The organism is Streptococcus cameli, from assembly GCF_053207365.1.
The window spans coordinates 23331-36941 of sequence record NZ_JBRUIM010000003.1 but is presented as its reverse complement, the minus strand read 5'-3'; the positions used below and the strand labels follow the sequence as shown (position 1 = coordinate 36941).

At 44.9% G+C, this 13611-nt stretch carries 16 protein-coding genes; 2 read left to right on the top strand and 14 right to left on the bottom strand.

Going from position 1 to position 13611, the window contains the following annotated elements; translation table 11 throughout:
• Positions 1-32: 32 nt before the first annotated feature.
• Genes ytpR through ACVR1I_RS06915 form a run of 3 tightly spaced genes read right to left on the bottom strand, consistent with a single transcriptional unit; the run spans position 33 to position 1264 of the window.
• Positions 33-656, bottom strand: coding sequence for a YtpR family tRNA-binding protein (gene ytpR, locus ACVR1I_RS06925; protein ID WP_447443295.1), 624 nt, complete (start codon positions 654-656; stop codon positions 33-35).
• Complete coding sequence (locus tag ACVR1I_RS06920; protein ID WP_447443294.1) at positions 657-983, bottom strand: thioredoxin family protein; 327 nt, start codon at positions 981-983, stop codon at positions 657-659.
• Complete coding sequence (locus ACVR1I_RS06915; protein WP_447443293.1) at positions 980-1264, bottom strand: DUF4651 domain-containing protein; 285 nt, start codon at positions 1262-1264, stop codon at positions 980-982. The genes ACVR1I_RS06920 and ACVR1I_RS06915 overlap by 4 nt, the downstream gene beginning before the upstream one ends.
• A 54-nt stretch (positions 1265-1318) precedes the next feature.
• Here ACVR1I_RS06915 and pepA point away from each other — a divergent pair, with 54 nt between their 5' ends.
• On the top strand, positions 1319-2392 hold the full coding sequence (gene pepA / locus ACVR1I_RS06910) for a glutamyl aminopeptidase (RefSeq protein ID WP_447443292.1): 1074 nt from the start codon (positions 1319-1321) through the stop codon (positions 2390-2392).
• Positions 2393-2478: 86 nt separating this feature from the next.
• On the opposite strand, the gene ACVR1I_RS06905 is transcribed toward pepA, so the two are convergent.
• The 9 genes from ACVR1I_RS06905 to comGA are packed head-to-tail and all read right to left on the bottom strand — an operon-like array spanning position 2479 to position 8359.
• The gene (locus ACVR1I_RS06905) at positions 2479-3666 is read right to left on the bottom strand and encodes an acetate kinase (protein WP_447443291.1); all 1188 of its coding nucleotides are present in this window, start codon (positions 3664-3666) and stop codon (positions 2479-2481) included.
• A 54-nt stretch (positions 3667-3720) separates the two neighbouring features.
• Positions 3721-4671: a class I SAM-dependent methyltransferase gene (locus ACVR1I_RS06900; RefSeq protein ID WP_447443290.1), complete on the bottom strand. Its 951-nt coding sequence runs from the start codon at positions 4669-4671 to the stop codon at positions 3721-3723.
• Between the two features lie 19 nt (positions 4672-4690).
• Positions 4691-5089: a competence type IV pilus minor pilin ComGG gene (gene comGG, locus ACVR1I_RS06895; RefSeq protein ID WP_447443289.1), complete on the bottom strand. Its 399-nt coding sequence runs from the start codon at positions 5087-5089 to the stop codon at positions 4691-4693.
• Entirely contained in the window at positions 5067-5507 is a 441-nt protein-coding gene (gene comGF, locus ACVR1I_RS06890; RefSeq protein WP_447443288.1) for a competence type IV pilus minor pilin ComGF, read from the bottom strand. The genes comGG and comGF overlap by 23 nt, the downstream gene beginning before the upstream one ends.
• Positions 5491-5784 (bottom strand): competence type IV pilus minor pilin ComGE, encoded by a 294-nt coding sequence (gene comGE / locus ACVR1I_RS06885; RefSeq protein WP_447443287.1) that lies wholly within the window; start codon positions 5782-5784, stop codon positions 5491-5493. Before comGE ends, comGF begins: the two co-directional genes overlap by 17 nt.
• Positions 5756-6184, bottom strand: coding sequence for a competence type IV pilus minor pilin ComGD (comGD, locus tag ACVR1I_RS06880; RefSeq protein ID WP_447443286.1), 429 nt, complete (start codon positions 6182-6184; stop codon positions 5756-5758). The genes comGE and comGD overlap by 29 nt, the downstream gene beginning before the upstream one ends.
• Positions 6144-6458: a competence type IV pilus major pilin ComGC gene (comGC, locus tag ACVR1I_RS06875; RefSeq protein ID WP_447443285.1), complete on the bottom strand. Its 315-nt coding sequence runs from the start codon at positions 6456-6458 to the stop codon at positions 6144-6146. The genes comGD and comGC overlap by 41 nt, the downstream gene beginning before the upstream one ends.
• Before the next feature lies 1 nt (position 6459).
• Entirely contained in the window at positions 6460-7488 is a 1029-nt protein-coding gene (comGB, locus tag ACVR1I_RS06870) for a competence type IV pilus assembly protein ComGB (RefSeq protein WP_447443466.1), read from the bottom strand.
• The gene (gene comGA / locus ACVR1I_RS06865) at positions 7409-8359 is read right to left on the bottom strand and encodes a competence type IV pilus ATPase ComGA (protein WP_447443284.1); all 951 of its coding nucleotides are present in this window, start codon (positions 8357-8359) and stop codon (positions 7409-7411) included. The genes comGB and comGA overlap by 80 nt, the downstream gene beginning before the upstream one ends.
• A gap of 87 nt (positions 8360-8446) precedes the next feature.
• On the opposite strand from comGA, the gene ACVR1I_RS06860 reads away from it, so the two are divergent.
• Positions 8447-9400, top strand: coding sequence for a S66 family peptidase (locus tag ACVR1I_RS06860; protein ID WP_447443283.1), 954 nt, complete (start codon positions 8447-8449; stop codon positions 9398-9400).
• Positions 9401-9433: 33 nt separating this feature from the next.
• On the opposite strand, the gene ACVR1I_RS06855 is transcribed toward ACVR1I_RS06860, so the two are convergent.
• On the bottom strand, positions 9434-9766 hold the full coding sequence (locus tag ACVR1I_RS06855) for a DUF1033 family protein (RefSeq protein WP_447443282.1): 333 nt from the start codon (positions 9764-9766) through the stop codon (positions 9434-9436).
• A 116-nt stretch (positions 9767-9882) separates the two neighbouring features.
• The gene (gene rpoC, locus ACVR1I_RS06850; RefSeq protein ID WP_447443281.1) at positions 9883-13518 is read right to left on the bottom strand and encodes a DNA-directed RNA polymerase subunit beta'; all 3636 of its coding nucleotides are present in this window, start codon (positions 13516-13518) and stop codon (positions 9883-9885) included.
• Positions 13519-13611 lie beyond the last annotated feature (93 nt).

Sequence of the window (13611 nt, the reverse complement as noted above, 5' to 3'; positions counted from 1 at the left end):
CAATGCTTTTATTCCAAAATCAAGTCTCATCATTACCCCTTCCAATGCTTTGCAGGGTCAAAGGCTTCGCCGACAATAGCGGTGTCATCTAATTCAATAATACCGCGTTTTTGAGGGGAGTTGGGCAGGGCCAATTCACGCGGGGCACACATCATACCGAAACTTTCTTCCCCACGGAGTTTTCCGGGAAAAATCAAGCTACCACTTGGCATCATAGCTCCTGGCAGGGCAACAATGGTCTTGAGACCGACTGCTGCATTTGGAGCGCCAGCAACGATTTGAACAGTTTCACCTCCAAGGTTAACTTGGCAGATGTTGAGGTGGTCACTATCTGGATGAGCCACCATTTCCACGATTTCACCGACTACAAATACCGGTGTCTTGCTGGCTTCTAAAACAGCTTCAAAGCCTTCTTTTTCGAGCTCTGCATTTAAAACGGTCACGTCTTGCTCTGACAAGAAGACTTGCCCATTTCCATCCAGCTCAATGAGACTAGACGCTTCAAAAATGTTCCAAGCAAGTGTCTCTCCTGTCTCTTCTGCAAAAACACGGGCAACCTTGCCCTTTCTCTCCACATTGCGTTTGGTGTTCTTGGTATCTTCTAAGATGACCAAAAGCACATCACCGACTTGTTCTTTATTATATGAAAAAATCATTTACTCACCCTTTGTTACTTTTTCTAAAAATTGATGGATTTCGCTTTTAGTTTTGCGGTTTTTGTCCACAAAACGTCCAATTTCTTGGCCGTCTTTCAGGACTACAAAACTTGGAATTCCGAAAATATCCCATTTTTGCGCCACTTCCATAAAATCGTCCCGATTGACACGCACAAAGGTATAGTCTGCATGGGCTGCTTCAATTTCAGGCATGGCTGGGTAGATAAACTGACAGTCTGGGCACCAGTCTGCTGTAAAAAATAGCACTAGTTGTGCATGCTCTTCGATTGCATTTGCCAATTCTTCATAACTATTTGGAACAATCATTGTTTTTCCTCCTCATACTGGATTTCACCGTTTTCATACTTAAAGAGATAGACAGGGCCCGCTTCCATCACCACTCCGCCAATCAGGCGAGTCGCAGTAGACTGGCTCTCATCCACAAAAACCGTCGCAATCTCTCCATAGGCTGCAAAAAATTGACGAACCTCTTTTAGGGCACGGCTTTTTTGTGTGGCCACCAGACTATCATGGTAAAATTTAGCACTAGCTGCGAGCACTCCTGCCCCCAACAAGCCTGCTAGCAAGGCTGTCTTTTTCTTATTCATATCCAACATTTTATCACAAAACATGGTAAAATAGTAGTCACAAGGAGAGTAACAATGACAAATTCTATTTTATTTGACAAAATCAAAGAAGTGACGGAATTACAGGGTGTTCCTGGATTTGAAGCTCCTGTCCGTGACTACTTACGCACTAAATTGACACAACACGTGGACCGTGTTGAAACAGATGGGCTCGGTGGGATTTTTGGAATCAAAGATAGCCAAGAAACGGATGCCCCACGTGTGATGGTTGCTGCCCATATGGACGAAGTCGGCTTCATGATCAGCTCCATCAAAAACGACGGAACCTTCCGCGTGGTCGAGTTGGGTGGTTGGAACCCACTAGTGGTCTCTAGCCAACGTTTCCAATTGCATTTAGATGATGGCCGAGAAATCCCCGTGATTTCAGGATCCATGCCTCCACACCTTTCGCGTGGTAACAATGGCAATTCAGGTTTGCCATCGATCGGAGATGTCATTTTTGATGCAGGTTTTGCTTCAAAAGAGGAAGCCTGGGAATTTGGTGTCCGTCCTGGAAATGTGATTGTCCCTAAAAACGAAGCAACCTTGACAGCCAATGGAAAAAATGTGATTTCCAAGGCTTGGGACAACCGTTTTGGTGTCCTCATGGTTTCTGAATTAGTGGAAAGTCTTTCTGGCCAGCAACTGGGTAACCAATTGATTGCCGGGGCCAATGTCCAAGAAGAAGTCGGTCTTCGTGGCTCACACGGAGCCACCACCAAATTCAATCCAGACATCTTCCTGGCTGTTGACTGTTCCCCAGCCGCTGATATTTTCGGTGACCAAGGAGCGATCGGAGACGGAACCCTCTTGCGTTTCTACGATCCAGGCCACATCCTATTGCCAAATATGCGGGACTTCTTGCTCACAACTGCTGAAGAAGCCGGTGTGAAATTCCAATACTACTGTGCCAAAGGTGGTACAGACGCTGGCGCTGCCCACTTGAAAAACCACGGTACACCATCTACCACTATCGGTGTATGTGCCCGCTACATCCATTCGCACCAAACACTTTACAGCATGGACGATTTCCTTCAGGCCCAAGCCTTCCTTCAAGCCATTGTGAAGAAGTTGGACCGCTCAACTGTTGATTTGATTAAGAACTATTAAGAAAAGTCAGTCCCTATGGACTGACTTTTCTTATCTAAAACAACATACAAAAAACGAGCTAACCGCTCGTTTTTTTGTGTATTATGTTATTTTAAACGCTCGACTTCACGCGCAATCACAAGTTCTTCGTCAGTTGGAACAACAATGACTTTCACTTTCGCTGCATCTGTTGAAATCACACCGCTGTTACCGAAAACATTTTTCTCTGGGTCGATGTCCATACCAAACCAAGACAAGCCTTCAACGATTTTTGCACGTAATTGAGTGTCATTTTCACCAATACCAGCCGTAAAGATAAGCGCATCTGCACCATTCAAAACAGCAAAGTATTGACCGATGTATTTCTTCAAGCGATCCGCAAACATGTCAAAGGCCAATTTGCATTGCTCATTGCCTTCTGCCATACCAGCTTCCAAATCACGCATGTCGTTTGTCAAACCAGATACGCCAAGAATACCGGACTCTTTGTTCAAGACGTTAACAACAGCTGCCGCGTCTTCCAAGCCTGGTACATGTTCTACCAAGTAAGGAATGATAGCTGGATCGATATCACCTGAACGAGTTCCCATCATTGGACCAGCAAGCGGTGTGAAGCCCATTGAAGTATCCACTGATTTTCCACCATCAATCGCTGTCAAGGAAACACCATTACCGATATGAGCAGTAATCAACTTCAACTCTTCGATTGGTTTACCAAGAATATCAGCTGCTTGTTGAGATACATAGTAATGACTGGTTCCATGAGCACCGTACTTGCGAACTTGGTAATCTGTATAGTACTTGTCTGCCAATGGGTAGCGGTACGCTACTTCTGGCATCGTAGTATGGAAGGCTGTATCAAAAATAGCTGCACTAGTAATATCTGGCAAGATTTCTTTGAAAGCCTTGATACCTGCGGCATTAGCAGGATTGTGAAGTGGAGCAAGGCTAGAAAGTTCTTCGATTTGTTTCAAAGCTTCATCATCAATCAAAACAGATGATTTGAAGATTTCACCACCAGCCACAACACGGTGTCCGACACCAGTGATTTCCGCGAAATCAGCAATGATTTCAAAGCGTTTCAAATCGTCTAATAAAATCTTTACAGCCACACTGTGGTCTTTGATTGGCAAAGTTTGTGTTTCAGCACGGCCATCAAATTTAACCGTTGAAATGGCATCGTCCAAACCAATCCGTTCGATGACACCTTTTGCTAAAACAGTCTCTTCTGGCATTTGATATAATTGCCATTTTAAGCTTGAACTACCTGCATTGATTGCAATTGTTTTTGACATAATTTACCTCTTTTAAAATTAAGCGTTTTCTATATTAGTATACCAAACTTTTAGTTAAATTGCATGGATTGCTTTCCAATTTTTAAAATCCGTAACAAACTCCTGCATATCTTGTGGATTTTGGAGGTCTTGTAACAAGGTAACAAAGGCTTCCTGCTTGGTTCCAGCCTGCTTTTGCAAGACAAAAATCGATTTGGCCATGTGCTTGGCTCCAAATAAAGACTCTGGCAGGGAAACCATGGCAAGGATACTCGCCTGCGCGGTTAACCAGGTCTTCAACAAATGACTTTGCGGGCTTGTCAGCAAATCATTTGGTGCCAAGAAAAGGGCAATCCCATCTTGTGACAAATATTTGAGGGATTGTTCCATCAAGAGGTGGTGGGCATAGGTATGCTCATCCGCACTTACTACCTTGTAGCGTTTGGCGATGGTATCGTCAGGATAAAAGCCAATTGGCAAATCACTGATAATCACTTGACTTTCTTTTAAAATCTGTGGACGAACAGCATCACCTTGGGCAAAACTAATATCTGATTGCACCACTTCTGCGATGCTGGCCGACAAATCAATCAAGAGGTCATCCACTTCGATACCGAGGTAGTCCAATTTTTTTTGGCTATGGTTTAAGATGGTTTGGGCTAAATTCCCGGTTCCTGAACCGATTTCCAGAACGGTCACAGTCTCTTCTGTCACCAATTCATCCAAGAGAAAGGTCATTAACAAGCCGATACTATCCGGTGTAAACTGGTGGTTGTATTGCATTGGTTCTGTCTGATTGCCCTTGATAAACAAGAACTGAAAAACCCGTCGCCACTCTTCTGGTGTCAAAGCCAAGTCGGTTACCTTTTGGTTATTGGCAGCCAAAAGCGGATCTTCGCTCCCGCCCAAATAAGCGGCATTTTGTTCAATCATGGCATCATAAAAATTGGTACCAAGTTGATTTTGGAGGGTTTGGATATTTTCTAATAAAAGGTCATATACCTGTTCGATCTTTTCAAAATTCATATCCCTATCATATCAAATTTCACTTGTTTTCGCTAGCTATTGAGAAGGAATAAGAATAGTCCTTTCCGGAATCCAATTGGACGAGGACCGACAAGGTAGTTCCCGTTTTTTGGTAACGAGCTTTCCCTTGTGTGAAAGTGACAGTCCCTGATAAAGTTGGAGTTGTTGCGGGACTTGCTTCTTCCTTTTTATCACCGGAAGATTGATGAGGTTTGGTAGTCTTCGCGCGCTCTTTTTTCCACTCATCATAAACCCAGTCAGCCATCAAGTAAGCCTTGGCTTCTTCTTGACGGGCTAAATTCCCATGGGCTACTGCGAGTTGTGTTTGTAGGTAGAACTGCACTAAGAGGCTAAAAATCGCTAGCATCAAGAGGGCATAGAGTAAGGTCCCTGCCTTAACGGTTTTGGTCAAAAACATAAAGAAATGTCCTTTCTAAGCCATCTTGAAATGAGAAAGTGATGGAGACTAGGCCTGCTGTCTCTGTTACCCTAGTAGACTTGAGACGATACAACATAGGCTGGTAGCCCCTGCCTTGGTCATTGGTTTTTCGAAAATCATCTGACTTGGATTGTCCAAAGGCTAAGGCCTGTCCCTTTTTGTCAACATAGAGACGGTTCTGCTCCACCTTGACAAACTGAGTTTCTTCCAATTCCAGTCGAAATTGTTCTGAAAACAAGAGCCAGTCTGTTTCTGTCTGCTGAGCCTCGTAGTGGATTTCCTGAGAAATCAGTTTTGTCAAACCAGTAAACACCAAGAGCCCTCCCGACAAAACAACCAAGGCCACCAAGCACTCTATCAGTGTAAAGGCGGCTACCCGCTTACTGTTTTTCCACATGCAAAACCTCCTGTCCCTCGTGAAAAATACGAATATGCTGGGCTTCAGAAACGACTTCTACCCTGACACCATTTAAAGAAAGCTGGTTTTGATTGGTTTGGATCGCCATCTTGGCCACATTCAGCACCTCCTGTTCTTGAAAACTTTGTTGTTCTGCCTGTCTAGCCTGGTTAATCGTGCTCAGTAAGAGGCTAGTAATGAGCGCAAAAATAGAGAGTGTGACCAAACTCTCTAGTAAAATATAGGCTTTAACGATTGCTTTTTTTATAACGACCACTCCCCAAATACAATTGATAGGAAACCTCCTGGGTCTCCGTTTGAAAACGCAACTTGGCCAAGGACGAATTGCCCCCATCGGCCGCAAAATGCAACTGAACAGGCGTCTCAACCAGAATAGAAGAGGGCACAGCGATGGACAGGTAGCCATTGTCCACCGCTTGTTCAGAAATGGTCAGGGTTACCGGCTGATGCGAGGCCACAGCCAGTTGCTGGCTGTCCTTATAGACCTGCTCAAAACTCATAAAAAAGATGGCTTCTTCTGCTTGGCGAAAGGCAGTCTTCACACCACCTGAGAGGCTCAAGGTTAAAAAACTCAAAACACTGAGCGTAATGAGAGCTTCCAGAAGCGTAAAGGCTTTAAGGTGCAACCGCAGGAGTTTTGTCTGTGTGTTTAGCATAATACTCCTTGTATGATTGGGACTGTTCTGTTGTAATGTTGCCGGATTCAACCAAACGACTCAGACTAACTTCCCCAACATTGTTGAGTTCAAAGAGCTCTGCCTGGCTTTCCACTACCTTGACCACCGCAGCGCTACCCGTGTCCTGAATCGCATCCTTTTGCTTGCTCAAATTTGGCACAAAAAGCAAGAGTAAAATACTGATGATGACTAGGACAACTAACATTTCAATTAAAGTAAATGCTTGTGCCTTTAGTTGTAACAATTTTTTCATATTATATCTCCATATTTTGGTAAATCGGCAGCAACATGGCTGCATAAATCAAGACGATGACAAGGGCCACAAAGAGAAAAACCAAGGGTTGAATCCATTGCATGGCCTGGTTGACCTTGCGGAAAAACATGTCCCAGCATTCCTTAGCATACAGTGACAACTCCGTTCCTAATTTAGACTTGGCCTGACCGTATTCAATCATCAAGCTTAACTCTTTCCGAAAGAAGGGGTATTGTCGAATGTGCTGGTGAAAATCCTCTCCTGCCCCAAAACTGGTTTGCAAATCCCGGCCAATTTCCTGAAATAGATTGGATGTTTGATGCTGCATCAACTGAACAATCTGGTTCATCTCCAAGCCCTGCCCAATCAAATTTCCCCATTCTCTCGCATAATAAGCCGTCAAATAAGTTCGGACAAAATCCCCGACAATCGGTAGCTTCGAGGTGATTCTTGCCACAGTTATTTTAGGGGTGTTTTTGTACCAGAGAACAAACAAGAATACCATTAGGATTCCCATAAGGAAAAATCCTAAGAAAATCAAAGGAAAGGCCTGGATGAGACGAGTCGCAACATTTCCGTCTTCTAGTTGTGGAATCAAGTAATTTTTGAGTCCCAACATAATGAGAACTAGAAAACCCACCAGCACCATTGGATAAGTGGCGACCTCAGCTAATTTCTTACGAACCTGGCTCAAGTTGGTTAGATAAGCTTGAATGTGTTGCAGGCTCAAACTGGTATTGCCATGCACTTCTGCCAAGGAGACTTGGGTCACCACCGCATCCGAAAACTGCAAATCACCCAACAGTTGGGAAAAGGATTTTCCTGCTTCCAGTCCCTCCTGCAAAAGACTAGTATAGGAGTCTGCTAAGAGCTGGCTCCGCTTTAAAAAGTCAACAATTTCGACCAAGTGAAAGCCACTAGAGAAAAGATTGTTGAACAATTCGATGACCTTACGCTGCCGGGCAATCGGTAATTTTTTCAGTTTCCGCCTGCCGAGGAGTGAGATGTCCTGCTGCAAGAAGCTGATCAATGCGCTGATTCCACTGCGTCGGTCGGTGGTTTGTGAAATCTCGTTCTGCATAATCTACAATTCCCTTTCCATTTATCAGACGTTGGTAGGCAATGCCCTTGAGCCCATTTTTTAATTCTTCCTCGCTCACTCCCAGTTCCAAGAGCCGGGCATAAACACCCGCAATACTATTGGCATGAACAGTTGAAAAGACCGTTGCCCCAGTTAAACTGGCTCGAATCACAGCCCGAGCCGTTTCGGTATCTCGTATCTCCCCGATAATCAACAAATCAGGGCGGTGCCGCAAGGACAGCTTGATCAAGTTATCATAGGTCGCCCCAATGGCTTCATTGAGTTGCAACTGCAGCATATTGTCCTGCTTTAGCTCCACAGGATCTTCAATCGTTAAAACCTGCTTGTCTGGAAATTTCAGCTTGGCTAAGTGGTACATGAGCGTGGTTTTGCCAGAACCAACCGGCCCCGAAAAAAGATAGAGCCCCCGCCCCTTGATAGCTTCAGAGACGGTCTGCGCTCCCTCAAACCAATAGGACAAGTCGTGTACCCCTTCATACATGAGGCGAATAACCAAACTTTCCTTATGGCGGTAATCACCAACTGTTGACAGGCGGATCGAAACCAGCCCATCCCCATAATCATAATCACAGGATCCTTGTTGGCTGCGGCGTTTTTCTCCCACATTCATCCCTGCCATAAACTTAAAATGGCTGATGAGGGCATTGCAGTCTTCTTCATTGTATTCGGCTATAAAAACCCGTTCATCACTGTAGCGTTCGAAGAAGTGATAGGTGTCTTTTCTGGGCACCAGATACAAATCACTAGCAGAGCGGGCAACTGCTTCTCCAATCATTTTTTTGGCTAATTCTTGAATCATAAAGCCTCCTTATCTCTCTTATTCGAAAAAGCCCTTGCTTTTGCTCAAAATTTTGTTACAATAAGAAAAAGTTTAAAGGAGAACCTGATGAAAGCATTAAAAAAAGGCGACCATATCCGAGTCGTCAGTCCCTCATCTTCTATTGTACACATCGGTGGCTTTGACGCCAACCTCTCTGCCAAAGAAAAGTTAGAAGAACTGGGATTTTCTGTCTCCTTCTCCAGCAACTACCTGGAACACGACATCTTTGATTCTGCCTCCATCGAGAGCCGAGTTGCGGACTTGCACGAAGCCTTTCAAGATGACTCCGTGGATGCGATTCTAGCAACGATTGGTGGCTTCAATTCAAACGAGCTCCTCCCCTACCTAGACTATGACCTGATCGCTCGCCACCCAAAGATCATCTGCGGTTATTCGGATTCCACAGCTTTTCTCAACGCGATCTATGCGAAAACTGGCCTGCAAACCTATATGGGGCCTTCCTATTCGAGTTTTAAAATGAAAGAGGGGCAAGACTACCAGACTCAGATGTGGCTTCAAGCCGTCAGCCAAGACACCTATAAACTAACCCCTAGCAAGCAATGGTCTAGTGACGAATGGTTTATCCCTGGCTCCCCTCGCCATTTCAAGCCGACTGAATGGAAAGTTTACCAGCATGGCCAAGCAAGCGGGACGATTATTGGCGGAAACGTCTCCACTTTCCCTCTGATTAGTGGCACACCCTACGCCCCTCAAGTAGCGGACCCAATCCTCTTTTTAGAAGCATCTGAGTCTTGTCATTTTATCGATTTTACCCGTCAATTGGCTGCCTTGCTACAAGTCTATCCCCATAGTAAAGCACTAGTGATCGGTCGTTTTCCAAAAGAATCTGAAATGACTGAAGAGATTCTGTTGGCCATCTTGGACAAACATCCCCTTCTAAAAACCATTCCAGTCCTTTATGACTTGGATTTTGCCCACACCCAGCCACTCTTTACCGTTACAATTGGCGCAAAAGCCACTCTGAACACCCAGGATTTTACCATTCAAATCGAAAAATAATAAAAAGAAAAACACCATCTGGCGTTTTTCTTTTTATTTCAATTGGCAATGAGGTCGTCTCACACCCTTAGCTCCAGTTCGTAAATTTTCATATGATTTTATAATCATAACAGAATGGAACTGCTGCAAGTATTCTTCACATTCTTCACACCAAACTTGCTCAGTGGGATCCCAAAAAGCCGCCATACATTCTGCTTTTATCTCTTGTTTTGGATAAGCCAGCTCCAAACGGATGCATTCCATTTTATAATACAAATAGGCTTCTGGATAAGTCGAAAACTCTCTACTTGTTACAATATCTTCTTCCCAGCCCTCTAAAAACCACCAGGGTTCTGCATCGCCATACATTCTTACAACTTGGTACATAACTCTTACTTCCTTTTCTTAGAACATATTATAGCGAATTTTCAGAAAATAAGACACTGTTTGGCTTGTGAAAATTCCGACAAAAAACCACCTCAAATGAGATGGTTTTGATTGCTTTATTCAACGACTGGTTCTTCAACCATATCTTCAAGTGGTACTTCGTCAATGATTTCAACTTCGTTGACAGCTTGTGGTTCCAAATTACGGTAACGGGCCATACCAGTACCTGCTGGGATGATCTTACCGATGATAACATTCTCTTTGAGTCCGAGAAGGTTGTCACGTTTACCACGAATCGCTGCGTCTGTAAGGACACGCGTTGTTTCCTGGAAGGAAGCCGCTGACAAGAATGAGTTGGTCTCAAGAGACGCTTTGGTAATCCCCATAAGAACTGGACGAGCAGTTGCTGGAATGCCACCCGAAATAACTGTTTCTGCATTGGCATCTGTGAAGTCTGTAATGTCCATGAGGGTACCCATGAGAAGATCAGTGTCACCTGGATCCATAACACGCACTTTACGAAGCATTTGGCGAACCATTACCTCGATATGCTTGTCTCCGATTTCTACCCCTTGGCTGCGGTATACTTTTTGTACTTCCGCAAGGAGGTAGGTTTCAACAGACAAGACGTCACGTACTTCCAACAAACGTTTTGGTTGGATGGAACCTTCTGTCAAGGCTGCACCACGTGCTACTTGGTCACCCACTTCCACTTTCATACGAGCAGTAAATGGTACCACGTATTCGCCTTCACCAGTTTGTCCCTTCACAAAGACTTTCTTAGTCCGGGTTGCTGCGTCTTCTTCAATAGCAGTAACTTCACCCTTAACCTCTGTGATAACTGCTTCCCCTTTCGGATTGCGGGCTTCAAAGATTTCTTGGACACGAGGAAGACCTTGTGTGATATCGCTGTTAGAGGCAACACCCCCCGTATGGAAGGTACGCATGGTCAACTGAGTACCAGGCTCACCGATAGATTGGGCAGCAATTGTACCAACTGCTTCACCGACTTCAACCGCATCACCTGTTGCCAAGTTGATACCATAACAGTGACGGCAGACACCATGACGAGTGTTACATGTAAAGACAGAACGAATCGTAACTTGCTCTACACCAGCGTCCACGATTTGACGGGCAATGTCTTCGGTGATCAATTTATCTGGACCAATAATCACTTCACCGGTTTCAGGGTGTTTAACAGTTTTCTTGGTATAACGTCCTTGTAGACGCTCTTCCAATGGCTCGATCATTTCTTTGCCATCTGTGATAGAGGTAATATCCAAGCCACGGTCTGTTCCACAGTCATCTTCACGGATAATAACATCTTGAGCTACGTCAACCAAACGACGGGTCAAGTAACCAGAATCGGCTGTCTTCAAGGCCGTATCGGTCATACCTTTACGGGCACCGTGAGTGGAGAAGAACATCTCAAGTACAGAGAGACCTTCACGGAAGTTTGATAGGATCGGCAATTCCATGATACGACCATTCGGTGCAGACATCAAACCACGCATACCCGCAAGCTGCGAGAAGTTGGAGATGTTACCACGGGCTCCAGAGTCCATCATCATAACGATTGGGTTCTTCGGATCTTGTGATTCTGTCAAGCGTTTCTCAAGTTTTTCCTTAGCAGAACGCCATTCATCGGTAACCGCTGCATAACGCTCATCTTCGGTAATCATACCACGACGGAATTGTTTCTTGATTTGTTCAACACGTTCGTGGGACGCTTCAATGATTTCAGCCTTGTTGTCAATAACAGGAATATCGGCAATACCCACTGTCAAACCAGCAAGAGTTGAATGGTAGTAACCAAGGTCTTTCAAACGGTCCAAGAGGGCAGATGTTTCTGTCGTACGGAAACGTTTGAAAATTTCTGCAATGATATTTCCAAGATTTTTCTTCTTGAATGGTGGGTTGATGTCAAGGGCTTCAATAGCTGCCTTGATATCGCTACCCGGTTCCAAGAAGTATTTATCTGGAGTCCCATCTGTTAGATTAGCGTTGTTTGGTTCTTGCAAGTATGGCAAACCTGCAGGCATGATTGCATTAAACAAAATCTTACCAACGGTTGTCATCATGACCTTGTGTTTTTGTGCATCAGTCCATGGTTTGTCCAAGCTGTCTGTCGCAATACCAACACGGGTATGCAAATGCACAACACCGTTACGGTAAGCCATTACAGCTTCATCAGCATCCTTGAAGACCATACCTTCGCCTTCACGGCCTGCTTCTTCCATCGTGAGGTAGTAGTTCCCCAAGACCATATCCTGTGATGGGGTTACAACTGGTTTACCATCTTTTGGATTCAAGATGTGCTCTGCCGCAAGCATCAAGATACGAGCTTCTGCTTGGGCCTCTTCTGAAAGGGGCACGTGAATCGCCATTTGGTCACCGTCAAAGTCGGCATTGTAGGCTTCACAAACAAGTGGGTGCAAGCGAAGAGCTTTACCATCGATCAAGACTGGTTCAAAAGCCTGGATACCCAAACGGTGAAGGGTCGGTGCGCGGTTCAATAGAACTGGGTGTTCTTTGATTACTTCTTCCAAGATATCCCAAATGCGGTCATCTCCTCGCTCGATCAAGCGTTTGGCAGCTTTTACGTTTCCTGCGATTTCACGGGCAACAATTTCGCGCATCACAAATGGCTTGAAGAGCTCAATCGCCATTTCACGTGGCACACCACATTGGTACATTTTAAGAGTTGGACCAACTGCGATAACCGAACGCCCAGAGAAGTCAACCCGTTTACCAAGCAAGTTTTGACGGAAACGACCTTGTTTACCCTTAAGCATGTGGCTCAATGATTTCAACGGACGGCTACCAGGTCCTGTAATCGGACGACCACGACGGCCATTGTCAATCAAGGCATCAACCGCTTCTTGCAACATCCGTTTTTCGTTTTGTACGATGATCCCTGGAGCGTTTAATTCCAAGAGACGGGCCAAACGGTTGTTCCGGTTAATCACACGACGGTACAATTCGTTCAAGTCAGAAGCTGCAAAACGACCACCATCCAATTGGACCATCGGACGCAAATCCGGTGGAATAACTGGCAAGATGTTGAGAATCATCCATTCTGGTTTGTTTCCAGATTTTTGGAAAGCGTCCAATACATCCAAACGGCGAACAGCCTTAATGCGTTTTTGCCCGGTTGCTGTTTTTAATTCTTCTTTTAAGGCAGCAATTTCTGCTGGAAGGTCTACTTGTTTCAAGAGGTCTTGAATCGCCTCAGCACCCATCTTCGCAACAAATGAACCATGTCCGTATTCACGCAAGCGCTCACGGTATTCGCGTTCGGTCATGATAGATTTGTGCTCAAGTGGTGTCTCTTTTGGATCAATCACCACGTAGGCCGCAAAATAAATGACTTCCTCCAATGCACGTGGACTCATGTCAAGGGTCAAGCCCATACGAGATGGGATCCCTTTAAAGTACCAGATGTGCGAAATTGGGGCTTTTAATTCGATGTGTCCCATGCGTTCACGACGAACTTTTGCACGGGTAACTTCTACACCACATCGGTCACAAACAATCCCTTTGTAACGGATTCGTTTGTATTTTCCACACGAACACTCCCAATCTTTTGTTGGGCCAAAGATGACTTCGTCAAAGAGTCCATCACGCTCTGGTTTGAGTGTACGGTAGTTGATTGTTTCAGGTTTTTTAACCTCACCATAAGACCATGAACGGACTTTGTTGGGTGAAGCTAACGTGATTTGCATACTTTTAAATCGATTTACGTCAACCACTAATATTCCCTTTCTTCTTCTTGTTTTGCCAACCTGAACAACAGGCCAGCACAGGGGTTGCTAGCCGATGGCTTATCCATCTGTCTAGCACTG

Coding starts and splice junctions, on each gene's coding strand:
- ytpR (WP_447443295.1), bottom strand. CDS start 656: ATGATTTTTTCATATAATAAAGAACAAGTCGGTGATGTGCTTTTGGTC.
- ACVR1I_RS06920 (WP_447443294.1), bottom strand. CDS start 983: ATGATTGTTCCAAATAGTTATGAAGAATTGGCAAATGCAATCGAAGAG.
- ACVR1I_RS06915 (WP_447443293.1), bottom strand. CDS start 1,264: ATGAATAAGAAAAAGACAGCCTTGCTAGCAGGCTTGTTGGGGGCAGGA.
- pepA (WP_447443292.1), top strand. CDS start 1,319: ATGACAAATTCTATTTTATTTGACAAAATCAAAGAAGTGACGGAATTA.
- ACVR1I_RS06905 (WP_447443291.1), bottom strand. CDS start 3,666: ATGTCAAAAACAATTGCAATCAATGCAGGTAGTTCAAGCTTAAAATGG.
- ACVR1I_RS06900 (WP_447443290.1), bottom strand. CDS start 4,671: ATGAATTTTGAAAAGATCGAACAGGTATATGACCTTTTATTAGAAAAT.
- comGG (WP_447443289.1), bottom strand. CDS start 5,089: ATGTTTTTGACCAAAACCGTTAAGGCAGGGACCTTACTCTATGCCCTC.
- comGF (WP_447443288.1), bottom strand. CDS start 5,507: ATGTGGAAAAACAGTAAGCGGGTAGCCGCCTTTACACTGATAGAGTGC.
- comGD (WP_447443286.1), bottom strand. CDS start 6,184: ATGCTAAACACACAGACAAAACTCCTGCGGTTGCACCTTAAAGCCTTT.
- comGC (WP_447443285.1), bottom strand. CDS start 6,458: ATGAAAAAATTGTTACAACTAAAGGCACAAGCATTTACTTTAATTGAA.
- comGA (WP_447443284.1), bottom strand. CDS start 8,359: ATGATTCAAGAATTAGCCAAAAAAATGATTGGAGAAGCAGTTGCCCGC.
- ACVR1I_RS06860 (WP_447443283.1), top strand. CDS start 8,447: ATGAAAGCATTAAAAAAAGGCGACCATATCCGAGTCGTCAGTCCCTCA.
- ACVR1I_RS06855 (WP_447443282.1), bottom strand. CDS start 9,766: ATGTACCAAGTTGTAAGAATGTATGGCGATGCAGAACCCTGGTGGTTT.